Source organism: Hydrogenophaga sp. L310 (assembly GCF_055703065.1).
Genome location: NZ_JBVPZA010000008.1, coordinates 169,836 through 187,826 on the forward strand (window position 1 = coordinate 169,836; position 17,991 = coordinate 187,826).

16 protein-coding genes are annotated in these 17,991 nt (G+C 66.7%); 13 read left to right on the plus strand and 3 right to left on the minus strand.

Annotated features, from left to right (window positions below; genetic code table 11):
* Nucleotides 1–143: 143 nt before the first annotated feature.
* The gene (locus AC0GNO_RS14980; RefSeq protein ID WP_472904516.1) at nt 144–2,711 is read right to left on the minus strand and encodes a heavy metal translocating P-type ATPase; all 2,568 of its coding nucleotides are present in this window, start codon (nt 2,709–2,711) and stop codon (nt 144–146) included.
* A gap of 126 nt (nt 2,712–2,837) precedes the next feature.
* On the opposite strand from AC0GNO_RS14980, the gene AC0GNO_RS14985 reads away from it, so the two are divergent.
* From AC0GNO_RS14985 to AC0GNO_RS15010, 6 genes are all read left to right on the plus strand, one after another.
* Complete coding sequence (locus AC0GNO_RS14985; RefSeq protein ID WP_472888927.1) at nt 2,838–3,038, plus strand: heavy-metal-associated domain-containing protein; 201 nt, start codon at nt 2,838–2,840, stop codon at nt 3,036–3,038.
* Nucleotides 3,035–3,499, plus strand: coding sequence for a Cu(I)-responsive transcriptional regulator (gene cueR / locus AC0GNO_RS14990; protein ID WP_472904517.1), 465 nt, complete (start codon nt 3,035–3,037; stop codon nt 3,497–3,499). The genes AC0GNO_RS14985 and cueR overlap by 4 nt, the downstream gene beginning before the upstream one ends.
* A 242-nt stretch (nt 3,500–3,741) precedes the next feature.
* Nucleotides 3,742–4,407 carry a Spy/CpxP family protein refolding chaperone gene (locus tag AC0GNO_RS14995; RefSeq protein WP_472904518.1) on the plus strand — a complete coding sequence of 222 codons (666 nt, stop codon included), beginning with the start codon at nt 3,742–3,744 and terminating at the stop codon, nt 4,405–4,407.
* 102 nt (nt 4,408–4,509) lie between these two features.
* Entirely contained in the window at nt 4,510–5,724 is a 1,215-nt protein-coding gene (gene ubiM / locus AC0GNO_RS15000; RefSeq protein ID WP_472904519.1) for a 5-demethoxyubiquinol-8 5-hydroxylase UbiM, read from the plus strand.
* A 342-nt stretch (nt 5,725–6,066) separates the two neighbouring features.
* Nucleotides 6,067–6,993 carry a histone deacetylase family protein gene (locus AC0GNO_RS15005; RefSeq protein WP_472904520.1) on the plus strand — a complete coding sequence of 309 codons (927 nt, stop codon included), beginning with the start codon at nt 6,067–6,069 and terminating at the stop codon, nt 6,991–6,993.
* A gap of 38 nt (nt 6,994–7,031) precedes the next feature.
* The gene (locus AC0GNO_RS15010) at nt 7,032–9,710 is read left to right on the plus strand and encodes a bifunctional acetate--CoA ligase family protein/GNAT family N-acetyltransferase (RefSeq protein WP_472888922.1); all 2,679 of its coding nucleotides are present in this window, start codon (nt 7,032–7,034) and stop codon (nt 9,708–9,710) included.
* Nucleotides 9,711–10,422: 712 nt separating this feature from the next.
* Here AC0GNO_RS15010 and AC0GNO_RS15015 read toward each other — a convergent pair.
* On the minus strand, nt 10,423–11,310 hold the full coding sequence (locus AC0GNO_RS15015) for a UbiA family prenyltransferase (protein WP_472904521.1): 888 nt from the start codon (nt 11,308–11,310) through the stop codon (nt 10,423–10,425).
* Nucleotides 11,311–11,628: 318 nt separating this feature from the next.
* Here AC0GNO_RS15015 and minC point away from each other — a divergent pair, with 318 nt between their 5' ends.
* The 7 genes from minC to infA all read left to right on the plus strand — a co-directional run bounded on the left by minC (nt 11,629) and on the right by infA (nt 17,083).
* Nucleotides 11,629–12,423 carry a septum site-determining protein MinC gene (gene minC, locus AC0GNO_RS15020; protein WP_472904522.1) on the plus strand — a complete coding sequence of 265 codons (795 nt, stop codon included), beginning with the start codon at nt 11,629–11,631 and terminating at the stop codon, nt 12,421–12,423.
* Between the two features lie 50 nt (nt 12,424–12,473).
* Nucleotides 12,474–13,289, plus strand: a complete 816-nt coding sequence (minD, locus tag AC0GNO_RS15025; RefSeq protein ID WP_305361873.1) for a septum site-determining protein MinD — start codon at nt 12,474–12,476, stop codon at nt 13,287–13,289.
* A gap of 2 nt (nt 13,290–13,291) precedes the next feature.
* On the plus strand, nt 13,292–13,552 hold the full coding sequence (gene minE, locus AC0GNO_RS15030) for a cell division topological specificity factor MinE (protein ID WP_472888919.1): 261 nt from the start codon (nt 13,292–13,294) through the stop codon (nt 13,550–13,552).
* Between the two features lie 63 nt (nt 13,553–13,615).
* Entirely contained in the window at nt 13,616–15,316 is a 1,701-nt protein-coding gene (locus AC0GNO_RS15035; protein ID WP_472904523.1) for an ABC1 kinase family protein, read from the plus strand.
* Nucleotides 15,317–15,649: 333 nt separating this feature from the next.
* Nucleotides 15,650–16,105 (plus strand): hypothetical protein, encoded by a 456-nt coding sequence (locus AC0GNO_RS15040; RefSeq protein ID WP_472904524.1) that lies wholly within the window; start codon nt 15,650–15,652, stop codon nt 16,103–16,105.
* Between the two features lie 395 nt (nt 16,106–16,500).
* Nucleotides 16,501–16,812, plus strand: coding sequence for a hypothetical protein (locus AC0GNO_RS15045; RefSeq protein ID WP_472888916.1), 312 nt, complete (start codon nt 16,501–16,503; stop codon nt 16,810–16,812).
* A 16-nt stretch (nt 16,813–16,828) separates the two neighbouring features.
* Nucleotides 16,829–17,083 (plus strand): translation initiation factor IF-1, encoded by a 255-nt coding sequence (infA, locus tag AC0GNO_RS15050; RefSeq protein ID WP_056265133.1) that lies wholly within the window; start codon nt 16,829–16,831, stop codon nt 17,081–17,083.
* 72 nt (nt 17,084–17,155) lie between these two features.
* On the opposite strand, the gene AC0GNO_RS15055 is transcribed toward infA, so the two are convergent.
* The gene (locus tag AC0GNO_RS15055) at nt 17,156–17,959 is read right to left on the minus strand and encodes an SDR family NAD(P)-dependent oxidoreductase (protein ID WP_472904525.1); all 804 of its coding nucleotides are present in this window, start codon (nt 17,957–17,959) and stop codon (nt 17,156–17,158) included.
* Nucleotides 17,960–17,991: the final 32 nt, after the last annotated feature.

The window sequence follows — 17,991 nt, forward strand, 5'->3', positions numbered from 1 at the left end:
TCAAAACCAACCCAGCGGTCGGTTAACTCGCCCCAAGACTATCACCGAACACGGCGCGAACCAGATTGACGCAAATCAACCCTGACCACCAAGTAGCAGCGCCCGGACGGCAGGCGACGCACAGCCGCCCACCCCACGGCGTTTCACCGCTGCACTGGCGGCTTCCAGCGCTTGAGCAACAGGGCGTTGCTGACCACGCTCACCGAACTCATCGCCATCGCCGCACCCGCCAGCACCGGGCTCAGGTAACCCAGCGCGGCCAGCGGAATGCCGGCGGCGTTGTAAGCGAAGGCCCAGAACAGGTTCTGCCGGATCTTGCTCACGGTGCGGCGCGAGATGTCGAGCGCGGCGGCCACCAGCATCGGGTCGCCGCGCATCAGCGTGATGCCCGCAGCGTGCATCGCCACGTCGGAACTGCCACCCTGGCTGTGGCTCATGGCCATGCCGACATCGGCCGCTGCGAGCGCCGGCGCGTCGTTCACGCCATCGCCGACCATCGCCACGGTGTGATGGCCCCCATGCGTCTGCCCGCCTGCGGCGTTCATCCGGGGCTCCACCGCTGGCGCGGGTCGCTGCCCCCCGAGGGGGCTGACCCCGCCTTGGGGCGGCCCGGCGGCGGGGTCACCGCTTTCCCTCGCCAACAATGCGGGCGGCGTGCCACCCTCCACCGCCGCCAGCGCCACCAGGCCCGGCGGCGGTTCGCGTTCGCCCAGCTTCAGGCGCTGAACCACCGCCGCCTTGTCGCCCGGCAGCACCTCGGCGATCACCTCGCCTTCGTCGGCCCGCAGGCCCAGCGTGTGGGCCATGGCCAGCGCGGCGCCGCGGTTGTCGCCCGAGACCATGAAGAGCCGCAGGCCCTGGGCCCGCAGCCCGGCCAGCGCAGCGGCCGCGCCGGGCTTGGCTTCGTCGGCGAAGGCCAGCAGGGCCAGCGGTGCCCATTGAATCAGCCGTTCGCCGGGCCGCCCCAAGTACGGCTGCACCCCCTCGGGGGGCCTGGCGGAGCCAGGGTCGGGGGCACTGCTCTCGCCCTGCGCCGCCAGCACCGACACCGTGGCGCCTTCGTCCTGCAGCGTCTGCGCGCGCGCCGCCAGCGGGCCCATCGCCGCGCCCAGCTCGTCCATCCAGCGCAGGCTGCCCAGCGCCAGCTTCGCGCCCTGCACCGTGCCCAGGCTGCCGCGGCCCGACACCGCCTGCACATCCTGCGCCGCATCGGCAGCCACCGTCAGTCCACGCGTGGCCGCGGCCTCCAGCACGGCGCGCGCCAGTGGGTGCGCGCTCTGCGCCTGCAGCGCGCTCGCCGCCTGCAACACCGCCACCTCGTCCACGCCGGCAGCGGCCTCGATCAGCCGCAGCCGCGGATGGCCAACGGTCAGCGTGCCGGTCTTGTCAAACGCCACGGTGTCCACGCGGTGCGCGATCTCCAGCGCCTGCGCGTCCTTGATCAAAATGCCGTGTTGCGCCGCCACGCCCGTGCCGGCCATGATCGCCGCGGGCGTGGCCAAGCCGAGCGCGCAGGGGCAAGCGATCACCAGCACCGACACCGCGTGCAGCAAAGCCTCTTCCACCGGCGCGCCCACGTACAACCAGCCGCCCAGCGTGAACAGCGCAATCACCAGCACCACCGGCACGAACACCGAAGCCACCTTGTCCACCAGACGCTGCACCGGCGCCTTGCCCGCCTGCGCGTCCTGTACCAGCGCGATGATGTGCGCCAGCACGCTCTGCGCGCCCACCGCGCGCACGCTGACCTGCACCGCGCCCTCGCCGTTGAGCGCACCGCCCGTCACGCCATCGCCCACCGCCTTGGCCACCGGCATGGCTTCACCGGTGAGCATGGATTCATCGGCCTGTGTGCTGCCCTGCGCCACCGTGCCGTCGGCCGGAAAACGCTCACCCGGCCGCACGGTGATCAGGTCGCCCGGCAGCAACTCGTCGACCGGCACGTCGGTCTCCTCGGTGCGCTTGATGTCATCGGGCAGCAGGTGCGCCCACTCGGGCCGCAGCGCATGCAGTGCGCGGATGGCGCTGGTGGTCTGGCGCTTGGCGCGCGCTTCCAGCCACTTGCCCAGCAGCACCAGCGTGATCACCACCGCAGAGCCTTCGTAATACAGGTGCACCATCTCGCCCGGCTCGGAGCGCCACCACAGCCAGGTGGACAGCATCCAGCCCGCCGTCGTGCCGATGGCCACCAGCAGCTCCATGTTGCCGGTGAGCGCCTTCAGCGCATGCCAGCCGGCCTTGTAAAAACGCGCGCCAAGCCAGAACTGCACCGGCGTGGCGAGCAGGAACTGCATCCACGAAGGCAGCATCCAGTGTTTGCCGAACAGGTCGCCCACCATGGGCAGGGCCAGCGGGGCCGAGAGCAGCAGGCCCGCGAGCACGGGCAGGAAGTCGGTGGGGATGCCGTGCCAGCGTTCGTTGCTGTCCTCGTCCATGGCGGCCATGGACCGTGGTTCGTAGCCGGCGTCGCGCACCGCGCGCTTGATGCGCGCCAGGGTTTCGGCGTCGTCGGGGCCGGAGAGCATGACGCGCGCCGACTCGGTGGCCAGGTTCACGCTCGCACCGCTCACGCCAGGCTGCTTCTTCAGCACCTTTTCCACGCGCGACACACACGACGCACAGGTCATGCCGCCGATGCCCAGGTCGATCTGGCACAGCTCGAGGGATTCGGGCACGACGCCGGAGTCGGCCACTGCGGTCAGGGTATTCATGGGTCAAGGATAAGCTTTACCCCCATGGGAAGGTCAAGCGACAAGGTGTATCGTTCATCGCCTGGGGACTTGACCTTGACAGCGTGTCAAGGCTGAAGATGCAAGCTTTCAACTTGAGGAACCACCATGAGCCAACAAACCTTCACTGTCCAGGGCATGACCTGCGGCCACTGCGAAAAAGCCGTCACCACCGCCATCAAGACCCTGGACCCGCAGGCCGAGGTGCGCATTGACCGCAGCCAGAACCTGGTGGAAGTCAAAACCGAACAGCCGCGCGAGGCGGTGGCCGCGGCCATCAGCGAAGAAGGCTACACCGTCGCTGCATGAGACACACCGGCGGTACCGCGCAGCCCAACGAAGCAGTCGAGGCCCCATTGGATGCCGCGGGCGCCTGGCCGGTCAACATCGGTACCGCCGCCAGCCTGAGCGGGATTTCGCCCAAGATGCTGCGCCACTACGAAGCGCTCGGCCTGCTGGGCACGGTGGCGCGCACCGACAGCAACTACCGGCAGTACAGTCTGGCCGACGTGCACACCCTGCGCTTCATCCGCCGTTCGCGCGACATGGGCTTCGGTCTCGACGCCATCACCGAACTCGTGAGCCTGTGGCACAACCGGCGCCGCAGCAGCGCCAGCGTCAAGCGCATCGCGCAGAAGCACCGCGACGAACTCGGCCAGCGCATCGAAGCGCTGCAGGCCATGCAGCGCACCCTGGACGAACTGCTGTGCCATTGCCCCGGCAACGACCGGCCCGACTGCCCGATCCTCGACGACCTGGGAAGTCTCTGACCCCCCACGCTCCACCGCTGCGCGGGTCGCTGCCCCCAGGGGGGCTGATCCACCTTGGGGCGGCCCGGCGGTGGATCCTTGATCTGCCGCAAGCGATCCAGGCGTTAGCGGAACAAATCTTTACAAACCGGCATCACTCCGGCACAGAGCAGATACAGCCGCTGCTCACACTGAAGCCATTCCAGAAACAGAAACCTCTGAGACATCTGGAAAGCTTTTCATCAACCGTTCAGGAGTGATTCATGAAACTGTTCAGCCAACGCACCCTCATCGCCGCTGCCCTCGCCACCGCCTTCGTCGGCGTTTCTGCCACCGCCATTGCCCAGGGCATGGGTCCAGGCGCCCTGTCGCAAGACATGCGGGCACAACACATGGCCCAGCGTGTTCAGGCCGGCACCGAAGCCGGTCCGGGCTCGGCAGAGATGTCGAAGAAGCAGGCCTGGCGCATGGAACGCATGCAAAAGCGCATGGCCGAGCGCCAGGCCCAACTCAAGGAAACCCTGAAAATCACACCGGCTCAGGAAGCCGCGTGGAACGCCTTCGTGGCCCGCACCGCACCCGAACCGCGCATGGCCCGCAGCCAGAGCCGGGAAGACTGGGCGAAGCTGACCACGCCGCAGCGTCTCGACAAGATGCAGGCCCTGAAAGCCGAGCGCAACGCCCGGATGGACAAGCGCATCGACGCCACCAAGAGCTTCTACGCCGCACTCACGCCCGAACAGCAGAAGGTGTTTGACACCCAGCGCCACGGCGGCTTCCAGCGCGCCGGCATGAAGGGTGAACGCGGCATGCACGGCGAGCGCGGCATGATGGGCAAACACGGTCATGGCGGCCATGGTGGTCACCACCGCATGGGCGGCATGGGTGGCGGTGCCGGCTGCGATGCCCCGGCGCAGCCCCGCAGCTGAGCCTGACTCGTACACTTTCCAAAGCCCCGCCTGTCGGGGCTTTTTCATGGGCTTGACCTGAGTCAAGCCCCGCCAGCCAGCCACCCGATAAGCTGCCCCGCCATGGACTTCGACCTCATCATCATCGGCGCCGGCCCCGCCGGCCTGAGCCTGGCCCGGGCGCTGCGCGGCTGCGGACTGCACATCGGCCTGATCGAACAGCAGACACGGGAGTCGTTGCAAAACCCCGCTTTCGACGGCCGCGAAATCGCCCTCACCCAGCACAGCGCCGAACGGCTGCGCCAGCTCGGCATCTGGCCCCTGCTGGGCGACGCCAACATCGCTCCGCTGCGCGATGCGCTCGTGCTCGACGGCGGCGCCGGCCCCGGCCAGCAGCGCATGCTCATCAGCCACCAGCTCAGCCACAAAACCGAGCTCGGCTTCCTCGTCGCCAACCACCATATCCGCCGCGCCGTCTTCGAAGCCGCCATGGCGCCTGACGACGCCAGCGGCACCGCCCCCAGCCTGGTTTGCGGCGAACAGGTGAGCCAGATCCACACCGACGCCAGCGGCGCCCACCTCACGCTCGCCAGCGGCCAGCGCCTGAGCGCCCAGCTCGTGGTGGCCGCCGACAGCCGCCATTCCAGCACCCGCCGCGCCATGGGCATCCCGGCGGATATGCACGACTACGGTCGCACCATGCTCGTTTGCAACATGACGCACGAGCAGCCGCACTTTGAAACCGCCTGGGAGTGGTTCGACCACGGCCAGACGCTCGCCCTGCTGCCCATGAACCCCTGTCCGCAGACCGGCCTGCCGCGCTCCTCGATCGTGCTCACCCTGCCCAGCCAGGAATTGCAGCCCCTGATGGACCTGCCGGAAGACGCGTTCAACGCCGCCATGGCGCAACGCTTCGGCCACCAGCTCGGCACCATGCGGCTCAGCAGCACACGCCACGCCTACCCATTGGTGGGCGTGTGGTCGCGCCGCCTGGTGGCGCAACGCTTCGCCGTGGTGGGCGATGCCGCCGTGGGCATGCACCCGGTCACAGCCCACGGCTTCAACCTCGGCCTGCGCAGCATCGACACGCTGTCCCAAGCGCTGATCCAGGCGCATCAAAAAGGGCAGGACATCGCCTCGCCCGTCCTGCTGCAGCGCTACCAGCGCACCCACCAGGGCGCCAGCCGCGGCCTCTACATGGCCACCCACGCCCTGGCCACGCTCTACACCCGCGAAGAGACGCCGGCCCGCCTGCTGCGCCAGGCCATGGTGGGCCTGGGTGAACGTTTCACGCCCTTCAAGCGCGCGGTGGCGGCGTCCCTGACGGGACTTCATTGAGGGTTCCCCCGCGCCGCTTCGCGTGCCTTGCAGGCCGCAGCTTCGTCAGAGCCGAAGCTTCTTCGGGCTGTCCGAGCCTGCGCAGGCAGGCTTGGAGCCGCAGCCCCCAACCCCCCAAGGGGCAACGCGAGTGGCCCGGCGAAGCCGGTTCCACCGCATCCTGGGTGGCAGGCACGCGCTCCGGTCGTGCCGCGTTCTGCGTCTGAGGTGTTCGCTCCGGCAAGGTCTTGTTGCGGTGCGTCAAGATGCTTGTCAGCATTCGGGTCTAGATTGATGCATGTCAATCCGCACGGGCACGCAGAGGCCCGGCCGATCACCACCGCCCGAGGAGACCCCAAAACCATGCTGTCCGCCTACATCACCCACGCCGACTGCGCCCGCCACGACATGGGCGAGCACCATCCGGAATGCCCCGAGCGCCTGGGCGCCATCAACGACCACCTGCTGGTCAAGGGTCTGCTGGATTACATGATCCCGTACGACGCCCCGCTGGCCACCGAAGAACAGCTCGGCCGCGCGCACGCCTCGCTCTACGTGCGCGAAATCTTCGAAGCCTCGCCCAAGGATGGCCTGCACGCGGTGGACCCGGACACCAACATGTGTCCCCACACCCTCAGCGCCGCGCTGCGCGCCGCGGGCGCAGCCGTGCAGGCGACCGACCTGGTGCTGGCGGGCAGCACCACCACCGCCTTCTGCAGCGTGCGCCCGCCCGGTCACCACGCCGAGCGTTCAGCCGCCATGGGCTTCTGCTTCTTCAACAACATCGCCGTGGGCATGCGCCACGCGCTCGACGTGCACGGTCTGGAGCGCGTGGCCCTGATCGACTTCGACGTGCACCACGGCAACGGCAGCGAAGACATCTTCCGCGGCGACGAGCGCGTGTTGATGTGCTCCATCTTCGAAAAGGGCCTCTACCCCTTCAACGGCGAAAACGCCGTCGGCCCGAACATGGTCAACGTGGGCCTGCCCAGCCGCAGCGGCAGCGACGCCTTCCGTGCCGCCGTCACCGACCACTGGCTGCCCGCGCTCGACGCCTTTGCACCGCAACTCATCTACATCTCGGCCGGCTTCGACGCCCACCGCGAAGACGACATGGGCAACCTCGGCCTCGTGGAGGCCGACTACGCCTGGGTCACCCAACAGCTCGTGAAGATGGCCGAAAAGCACTGCCAGGGCCGCATCGTTTCCTGCCTGGAGGGCGGCTACGTTTTGAGCCCCCTCGCCCGCAGCGTCGCGGCCCATGTGCGCGTGCTGATCGGCGCCGACTGAACACGAACAATCCCAATTTTCAGCAACCTGAGTCCCTCATGGACAAACATTACCTCACCCCGCTTTTCCTGCCCGAAACCATCGCCGTCTTTGCCGGCAGAACCGACGACCCCGACAGCCAGATACCGCAAGCCCGGGCGCTGGTCAACGCGCTGACCGCCCAGCGCTTCACCGGCAACCTGGTGTTCCTCGACATCCACACCACCGGCACCCTGGCCGACCTGGCCCAGACCCGGGCCGATCTGGCCATCATCGCCCTGCCACCGACCGAAGCCCTTGCGGCGCTCGAAGTCGCTGGTCGCATCAAGTGCAAGGCCGCGCTGGTGGTCGGCAGCGGCACCTCGGCGGACATGGCCGGCGACATGCACCGCGTCGCGCGCCGCCACGGCATGCACCTGCTCGGCCCCAACAGCCTGGGCTTCCAGCGTCCGCGTGCCGGCCTCAACGCCAGCGTGGTCGGTCCGCTCGCGGCCGTCGGTCCGCTCGCGCTGGTTTCGCAATCGGGTGCGCTCACCGCGTCCATCCTGGATTGGGCGAGCCAGAACGCCGTGGGCTTTTCCACCGTGGTTTCGCTCGGACCCAACACCTCGGTCGACATCGCCCAGGTGCTCGATTTCCTCGCTTCCGATGCCCAGACCCACAGCATCGTCGTCTACATGGAAGGCATCTCCAGCGCTCGCCGCTTCATGAGCGCGCTGCGCGCCGCCGCCAACGCCAAGCCGGTGGTCGTTCTCAAGGCCGGGCGCAAGACCGCGGGCAACATGGCCGCGCAGACGCACTCCGGCACCATCGTCGGCAGCGACGACGTGTTCGATGCCGCCCTGCGCCGCGCCGGCGCGGTGCGCGTGCGCTCTTTTGTCGAGCTGTTTTCAGCCGCCAAATGCCTGGCCTCACGCTACCGCCCGGTGGGCAAGCGCCTGTCCATCGTCACCAACGGTGGCGGCCCCGGCGTGCTGGCGGCCGACTGGGTGAGTGAAATCGGGCTCGAACTGGGCCAGATCTCTCCCGAAACCGCTGCCGGGCTCAAACCCCGGCTGCCTGCCCTGGCTTCGCTCACCGACCTGATCGATTTGTCCGAAGAAGCCACAGCCGAACACTACCGTGCCGCCATCGACGCCGCCGGCCATGAAAAAACGGTGGACGGCATCCTGGTGGTGCATTCGCCCAAGTCCGGCATCAACGCGGCCGACGTGGCGCGCGCCATGGCCGAGCTCAAACCCCGCCTGGGAAAACCGCTGCTCTGCTGCTGGATGGGCGATGCCTCGGTGGGTGAAGCGCGCGCTGTATTGGCCACGACCAACATCCCCAGCTTCCGCACGCCCGAAGCCGCCGTGGGCGCCTTCGGCAACATCGCCAGCTTCTACCAGAACCAGCAGCTCTTGCAGCAGACCCCGCCGCCGCTGTCCACACTGGCCAAGCCCGACATCGAGGGCGCGCGCCTGCTGATCGAAAACGTGCTCACCGAGCGGCGCAAGATCCTCACCGAAATGGAGTCCAAGGCCCTGCTGTCGGCCTTCCACATCCCGGTCACGCAGACCATCCTGGCGCGCAGCGCCAACGAGGCCATGCTGATCGCCACCCAGCTGGGCTACCCGGTGGCGCTGAAGATCGACTCGCCCGACATCAGCCACAAGAGCGACGTCAACGGCGTGGCGCTCAACGTGCTCAACGCGGTCGGCGTGCGCGATATCTACAACACCATGATCCAGGCGGTGGCAAAAGCCCAGCCCGGCGCACGCATCAACGGCGTCACGATCCAGAAGATGGCGCGCAACAAGCGTGGGCGCGAGCTCTACATCGGTCTCGTGACCGACGACCCCTTCGGCCCGGTGATCGCTTTCGGTGCCGGCGGCACCATGATCGAGCTCATCAACGACCGCGCGATGGAGCTGCCCCCGCTCAACCAGTTCCTGGCGCGACGGCTCATCGAGCGCTCGCGCGTCGCCGAAACCCTGGTCAAGTGGCGCGGCGCCAGCGCGGTCGACATGGACGCGCTGGAACACGTGCTGTTGCGCGTCTCGGAAATGGTCTGCGAGCTGCCGCAGCTGCGCGAGATGGACATCAACCCCATCATCGTGGACGAATCGGGCGCGGTGGCGGTCGACGCCCGCATCGTGATCGACAGCGCCCCCGCCACGGCCCGCAACTACGCTCACCTGGCCATCCTGCCCTACCCGGCGCGCTACGAGCAGATCTGGCCGTTGCGCGGCGGTGGTGAGTACACCATCCGCCCGATCCACCCCGACGACGCCCAGATGCTGCAGGACCTGGTGCAGAACCTCTCGCCCGAGAGCCGCTATTTCCGTTTCGTGTCGTCGCTCAAGGAACTGCCGCCGTCGATGCTGTCGCGCCTGACCCTGATCGACTACGACCGCGAAATGGCGCTGGTGGCGATCCACCGCACCCGCAAGACCGGTGCCGATGGCGAGATCGTGGAAACCGAGCGCATCGTGGGTGTGTCGCGCTACATCACCAACCCCGACAAGGCCAGTTGCGAGTTTTCGCTGGTAGTGGCCGACGACTTCAACGGCAAGGGCCTGGGCTCGCGTCTCATGCTCAGCATCATGGAAGAAGCGCGCGACAAGGGCCTGGCCGAGATCGAAGGCCTGGTGCTGGCCAACAACCCGGGCATGTTGCGCCTGATGAAGGGCCTGGGCTACAGCGTCAAACCGTTCCCGGAAGACCCGGACTTCAAACTCGTCACACACACGCTCTGAAACGCTGCGCGTCTTCAGCGCCGCGTTTTTTGCCACCACCGCCCGGTCCCCCGGGCGGTTTTTTTTTGGCTTTCTTATTCTTCTATATCTTTATTTCAAATTAGTAGGAGTAGTAGAGCGGGCGCTTTTGTGTGGACAAGCATTTTTTCCCCAATGCCATCAAGGACTTGATGACCGTACAAGCCTGTGAAGGCGCCCCTGTTGCCATCGGACAGAAAAGGGGATAACCCGGCACCTGACCACAGTTCTGTGGATAACATGAAACTTGTTAAAAAGTTATACACAGGATTGTGAGCAACAGGCGCCGACAGCCGATCTTCGGCCGCAGTTCCCGCGTGTTTCGCTGGTGGAACACCTTCTGGACCCAAAACAACCGGAACCTGTTTCCAACACCGACCGGTGTCACTTTTTTTGGACTTGTCCGTCCGGGCGCCGGACGGGATTTCCCCGGTTGTTCTTACTCTTCTATATCTTTATTTCAAATTAGTAGGAGTAGTAGAGCAGGCGCTTTTGTGTGGACAAGCGGCTTTTTTACTGGCCAATCAAGGACTTGGCGCCAGTACAAGCGTGTGAAGACGGCCCTGTTGCTGCTGAACCGAAACGGGGATAACCCCGCGCTGGAGCAGCATCCTGTGGATAAAGTGGTGTTTATTAAAAAGTTACGCACAGGGTTGTGCAAAACATCCCTGTGCAACCGCCAAAAACCGGGGGTTCAGTGCAGGCCCGCCATCTGGGCAAAGCCCCAGGCCATGCCCAGACCGTGCAACAGCGTGGCCGCCACGGTGAGGGCCAGGGCGGGCTTCAGCTGCTGTGGCTGGTGCAGATGGGTCAGCAGCCAGACCAGGGCCGCCAGCGAGAAGGGCAGCGAAACCAGTCCCCAGAGCGCCGGCATCGGCGGAATCAGCAGCCACACACTGGCCGCCAGCCACGCATGGGCACCCAGCACCAGCGCGCCGTACAGCGCGCCCGCGGCCACAGGACCCAGCCGCACCACCAGAGTGCGTTTGCCCACCCGGGCATCGGCCGCGGCGTCCGGAAAGCCGTTGATCAGCAGCAAGGCCCCCACCATCAGCGCAAAACCCGCCGCGGCGCTGGCCGGGATCACGAAGAACTGGCGCCGTTGCACATAGTCCGCGCCCACCACCACCAGGAACCAGACCAGCGCCACCGTCAGCTCGCCCAGCCCGCGGGACATCAGCTTGAGCGGTGGCGCCGAATATGCCCAGGCCAGCAGCAGTCCGGCCATGCCCAGCAGCAACACACCACCGCCGGCCTTCACCGCCAGCAACAGGCCGGCAGGCACCAGGAACACCAGCAGCGCCCTGGCCAGCTCGGCCGTCTGCTGCTCGCTCACCGCGCCGGTCTGGATCAGCCTCGAACCGCCGGTGAAGGGGGATATGGCGTCCGTGTTGGCGGCGTCGGCGCCGTTGCGGGCGTCGTGCAGGTCGTTCAACACATTGCCCGCCGCGTGCGCCAGCACCGCCAGCGCCATCGCGCCCAGCGCCAGCGGCAGATCCAGGCCACAGCCGCAGGCGGACGCCGTGGCGGTGCCCAGCACGCAGGCCACCACGGTCAGCAGCAGGAAAGCCGGCCGCGTCATGCGCCATACCAGCGACACACGGGTCCACGCAGAAACCGGCGTACCGGAGGCCGGTTTTTCAGGGGAAACGGGGGTGCTTTTCATACGGGTTTCAGTATGCCCAGACCTGCTGCATCCTGCATTGCCTCGCGCAAGCCGACGAACGGCGCGCCACGGGGCTTACAGCCCCTCACACCGCCACACACCTGGGCACAAACGCGCACCCCCCGGCTGGTAAGATGCGCGGCGCGCAGTGGGCCCGGGTCTTGCTGTGCGGCTTCGCCCTTTGCACATCCGCTGGGACCTCGTTTTTCCCTCCAGCCACCGAGCCTGCCCTTCATGTCCGTTGCCCTCGCTGCCAACGCGCCCGCCACTTTCGAGATCAAGAGCGCCAACCTGCCCCTGGTGGCCTTGCTGCTCAAGTCCGCCGACCTCGTCCGCCTGAGCGAAGAACTGGCCCAGCGATTCGGCGACATGCCCGATTTTTTTGACCAGGACCCACTGGTCATTGACCTCTCGCCCCTGCAGGGCGCCGAAGCGGCCGGTCTCGAGTCCGAGTCCGACTTCGCCGCACTCGCAGACCTCCTGCGCCAGTACCGGCTGCAGCCCATCGCCGTGCGCGGCGGCAGCGATGCCCAGACCGCCGCCGCCCTGGCCGCGGGCCTGATCCTCGCGGCCGACGCCACCGTCCAGCGCAGCCCTGCGCCCCAGCCCGCGCCGAGTCGTGCGCCGGCCCGGACCGAGGCACCCGCCCCGGTGGTCGCGGTGCCGCCCCCGGTGGCGCCGGGGGCGATGGTGGTCGACAAACCGCTGCGCTCCGGCCAGCAGGTCTACGCCCGCGGGCGCGATCTGGTCGTCATGGCCATGGTCAACCCCGGGGCCGAAGTCATCTCCGACGGCCACATCCACGTCTATGCACCGCTGCGCGGCAGAGCCATCGCCGGTGCCCGCGGCAACGCCGACGCGCGCATCTTCGCGCTCGTCATGGACCCCGAACTCATCTCCATCGCCGGCATCTACCGCACCAGAGAAACCGATCTGCCGCCCGAAGTGCGGGGCAAGGTCGCCCAGGTGCGGCTCATGCCCGGCCCGGATGGCGAAGACAAACTGGTTATCGATCCCCTGTCTGCCTGACGGCTGCCAGCAGCCCTTCAGCCATTTCCCACCTTCACAGGAACCTCCACATGACCCAAATCGTTGTCATCACTTCAGGCAAGGGCGGCGTGGGCAAGACCACCACCAGCGCCAGCTTCGCCTCCGGCCTCGCCCTGCGCGGCCACAAGACCGCCGTCATCGACTTCGACGTTGGCCTGCGCAACCTCGACCTGATCATGGGCTGCGAGCGGCGCGTGGTCTACGACCTGATCAACGTCATCCACGGTGAAGCCAACCTGAACCAGGCGCTCATCAAGGACAAGCAGTGCGACAACCTGTTCGTGCTCGCCGCCAGCCAGACGCGCGACAAGGACGCGCTCTCGCAGGACGGCGTGGAGAAGGTGCTGAACGATCTGTCGGCCATGGGTTTTGAATACATCGTCTGCGACTCGCCCGCCGGCATCGAAACCGGCGCGCTCATGGCCATGCACTTCGCCGACGAAGCGCTGATCGTGACCAACCCCGAAGTCTCCAGCGTGCGCGACTCCGACCGCATCCTGGGCATGCTCGGCAGCAAGACCAAACGCGCCATCGAAGGCAAGGACCCGATCAAGGAACACCTGCTGATCACGCGTTACAACCCCACGCGCGTGGCCGACGGCCAGATGCTCAGCCTGGAAGACATCCAGGACATCCTGCGCATCAAGCTCATCGGCGTGATCCCCGAGAGTGAAAACGTGCTCACCGCGTCCAACCAGGGCATGCCCGCGATCCACCTCAAGGGCACCGACGTGGCCGAGGCCTACAGCGACGTGATCGACCGTTTTCTCGGTGCCGAGAAACCGCTTCGTTTCGTCGAAGCCGAAAAGGCGGGTTTCTTCAAGCGCGTGTTCGGAAGGAAGTGAGCATGTCCTTTCTTTCCTTCTTTCTGGGCGAAAACAAGAAGACCGCCAGCGTCGCCAAGGAGCGGCTGCAGATCATCCTGGCGCACGAGCGCAGCGGCCGCAACGCCGCCGAACCCGACTACCTGCCCGCGCTGCAGCGCGAGCTGGTGGCCGTGATCGGCAAGTACATCAAGATCAATCCGGACGACATCAAGGTCATGCTGGAGCGCCAGGACAACCTGGAAGTGCTCGAAGTCAAGATCGAGCTGCCTGACCGCAAGTAAGGCATCGCCCCCCCTTTCAGGGGGGACGCGCGCAGCGCGGCGGCGGGTCTTTATGATCCACGCATGCTGATCGAAACCCTGGGCGCCGCCCGAGACATGGGCCGCCTGAACACCATTCTGGGCGTGCTCATCCGCCATGGCTTTGGCGACAGCGTGCGCCGCCTGGGCCTGGCCGACCGGCTGGAACGTGCGGGCCACGCTCTCAAATGGGACAACGCGGCCGAGCTGGCGCGGCTCGAACCCCCGGTCCAGCTGCGCCTCACGCTGGAAGAACTCGGCCCCACTTTCGTCAAGCTCGGTCAGATCCTGGCCGGCCGCGCCGACCTGTTCGGCCCCGACTACATCGCCGAGTTCGAGAAGCTGCACAGCCAAGTGCCTGCCGTGCCGCTGGAATCGCTGCGTTCGCAGCTGCGCGAAGACCTCGGCGGCGAGCCCGAAACCATTTTTGCCCGTTTCGATACCGAACCGCTCGCCGCCGCCTCCATCGCCCAGGTTCACCGCGCCCGGCTGCACGACGGCACCGAAGTGGTCGTCAAGATCCGCCGTCCCGGGATCACCGACACCATCGAAGCCGACCTGCGCCTGCTCGGCCGCCTGGCCGCCATCGCCGAGGCCGAAATCCCCGCCCTCAAACCCTACCGCCCGCAGCAGCTGGTGCGTGAGCTCGCGCGCTCGCTCAGGCGCGAACTCGACCTCGCCAGCGAATGCCGCAACGCCGAACGCATCGCCGCCAACCTGGTCAGCCTGCCCTGGATCGTGGTGCCGAAGGTGCACTGGATGCACACCAAGGAACGCGTCAATGTGCAGGACTTCGTGGATGGCATCGCCGGCAATCAACTCGACCAGCTTGACACCCAGGGTCTGGACCGCAGTCTGCTGGCGAAACGCGGCGCACAGGCCGTGCTCAAACAGATCGTCGAAGACGGGCTCTTCCACGCCGACCCGCACCCAGGCAACGTCATCTACCTTGAAGGCAACCGCATCGCCTTCATCGACTTCGGCATGGTCGGCCGCCTCTCGGTGCGTCGACGCGAAGAACTCCTGAACCTGTTGCTGGGCCTGGTGGAGCGCAATCCGCAGACCGTGGCCGACGTGCTGCTCGACTGGACCGGCGACGAGCACGGCGTCAACCTCGGTGCGCTCGAAACCGAGATCGAAACCTTCGTCGACCAGTACCACGGCACCCCGCTGGCCCAGCTCAACCTCGGCGAGATGCTCGCCGACGTCACCACCATCCTGCGCGAACACCACCTCGGCCTGCCGTCCGACATGGCCCTGCTCATCAAGGCCTTCATCACGCTCGAAGGCATGGGCCGCAGTCTCGATCCCGAGTTCCACATGACGACCGAGGCCCTGCCGCTGCTCAAGCAGGTGGTGCGCGCGCGCTACCAGCCCAAGGTGATGGCCAACCGGGCCTGGCAGACCCTGCGCCGCACGCTCGCCGTGGCCGAACAGCTGCCGCACGACGTCTCGCGCCTGCTGCGCAACGCGCGCCGCGGCAAGGTGCATGTGGGCATCGAGCTCGCGCACCTCAAGCGCGTGGGCGACCAGATCGACCGCGCCGCCAACCGCCTCACCATGGCGCTGGTGATCGCCGCGCTCATCATCGGCTCGTCCATCGTCATGACCGTCAAGGGCGGCCCCACCCTGTTTGGCCTGCCCGCCTTCGGTTTCCTCGGCTTTGCCAGCGCGTTCGTCGGTGGGCTGTGGCTGGTGCGCGCGATCTGGCGCAGCAGCAAGGGGCGGGATGTGGGGGAGGATTGAATGAGCAGTGACTGGATGCGCGAAGGTGTTCAAAGCGATGCCCCTTTCCGGCCACCGGAACCCGGAAAACTGGGGACTGTGCTGTCTGTCGCCGCCGCCATCGCCGTGCTGGTCGCTTTCTATGTGGGCTATGGCTGGTGGGATGCCCGTAGAGTCGTTGCATCCCGGTCTGACGGCGCTCAACCTTTCAGTGTTCAGTTGCCGACAGCCGCCCGCACCGTCGCAGCGCCCGGTTCTGCGCCAGCGCCTCCAACGCAGAGGACCAGTGTGGCACCGGTGGTCCCACCCAGAATGGCTTCGCCAGGCATGCACAAGTGCGTCGTGCAAGGCCAGGTGCTCTACACCGATGACCATTGCCCTCCAGGTGCCGAGGCCTCCACCGTGGCGCACGCGTCCGCTCCGTCGCGTCCCAGCACGATCACCCTCTACCTGTGCAAAGCGACCGACGGGGGCTTGTTCTGGACGCGTCAACACTGTCACCAGCGCAGCGCGTTGGTCGATCGAACGGTGACCGTGCCCGCAGACCGTTCGTTTGACGAACAAGTGGCCTGGGCGCGCGCACGTCGCGCCGAGTTGGCTGTTCCCGTCACCTCGAACCCTGCTCCGGTGTTTCAGGAACAACGTGACACCCGCGCTGCCTGGAACAAAGCCTCGCGATGCAAATACCTGAATGAACGGGTCGCGGTGCTGGATTCAGAGGCGCGACAACCCCTGTCCGCGTTGAGGCAAGACCGTATCCGGGTGGAGAAAAAAGAGGCCCGCGACGAGCAGTTCAGGCTGCGCTGCTGAAGTCGCACGGCTTGTTCGCTGGCGATGCTTCACCCGTGCATGTTTTTCCACATCGTGGTACATTAACTGGTTCGCCTTGGGCGACCAGCCGCGTCCGGGTTTTCCGACCCTGATGCACCGCCCCCGGCAGAGGGGCCGCCGGTCCAGCCCCTCCATCGCGAGCCGCGCCAGCCCCGCACCCTTTCCAGGTCGGCGCCGTCGCAATATTCTCCCTGCTGTTGCCGATGCCCCTGCCGTGGCGCGTGCACCGGTTCTGGCGTGGTGTTCCCGACACCGCGTCGGCGCCGGCTGATTCAGTCGGGCACCCCGGCGCCTGGGGCTGCCAATGTGTTTTTCGGGCGTTTTCCTGCTGTGCGGTCCATGAGACCGCAGCGTTTCGCCCTTTGATGTTTTTGATGATTCATACGATTTCCACGACCACAACAACGAAGAGACTGTCGCCTCTCACTCTGGACAAGTACCGCATCGCGGCTTGCCCCCGGCCGCTGCCGTGCGGCCGTTTTGCCGCGCAGGTGTCCATCGCCAGCGGCTCCGGCAGCGCCTGCACCGACCGTGTCATGCGCTTCCACGATGATTTCCCCACACACGACGCAGCGGCGCATTTCGCCGTGGCGCAAGGCATCGACTGGGTGAACGACGCGTTGCGCGCCCGCGTCCGCCCGGCCACCGTGGCAGCGACGGTGCCTTCTCCCCAGATTTGTATTTGAAGCAAAGGAGCCTCACATGGCCAAGGAAGAACTGATCGACATGATGGGCATCGTCAACGAGGTGCTGCCCGACACGCGCTTTCGCGTGACGCTGGACAACGGTCACCAGCTGATTGCCTACTCCGCCGGCAAGATGAAGAAGAACCACATCCGCATCCTCGCGGGTGACCGGGTTTCCCTGGAACTCTCGCCCTACGACCTGACCAAGGGCCGCATCAATTTCCGCCACATCGAGGGCCGCGGCCCGATGGTGCCGCGCAAGCCGCGCTGAGCACCTGAGAGCCACCGCGCGCTGACCAGCGCGCGGGGTTTGTCTTCTGGTGGAGGCGGACTCCGGGGGCGCTCAGGTGCCCATGCCACCGTCCACCGGCAGGCCCGCGCCGGTGATGAAGCGCGATGCGTCGGAGCACAGAAAGACCACTGCATCGGCCATGTCGCTGATGGTGCCGAGGCGCCCCAGCGGCGTCTGTTCCACGATGGCCATCACGGCCGCATCGGGCGAGGCGAACAGGCCCGCGCTCATCACGTCACTGGCGAGCTTCAAGCCCATGTCGGTGGGCACAAGCCCGGGATAGACGCAGTTCACCCGCACGCCATATCCGAGCTTGCCCGATTCCGCGGCTGCCACGCGCGTGAGCCGGTCCACGGCGGACTTGGTCGCCGAATACCCGGCGATCGCCGGAAATGCGATGGTCGCCGCCACCGACGAAATGTTGACCACGGCACCGCCCTGTCCGGCCAGTCCCCCCGGGCGCATGGCGCGAAAGGCGTGCTTGATGCCCAGCGCGGTGCCCACGATGTTGACGTCGAGCATGCGGCGCAGTTCGTCGGGGTCGATGTCGGTCACCAGTGCCGTGACTTCCACGCCGGCGTTGTTGATCAGGATGTCGAAGCCGCCCAGTGCGTAGTGGGTGGCGCTGATGGCGGCAAGCCAGTGGGCTTCGTCGGTCACGTCCATGTGCACAAACGCGGCACGGGCGCCGGTGGCGGCGAGTGCCCGCGCAGTTTCGCGGCCCTGCTCTTCAAGCACGTCACCAATCATCACCGCGGCCCCGGCGGCGGCCAGCGCCACGGCCATGCCGGCGCCCAGGCCCCGGGCGCCGCCGGTCACCAGGGCCTTGCGCCCGGTCAGATGGAATGGGGACATGGAAACCTCCTGAATGCTGTTTATGGGTGTAA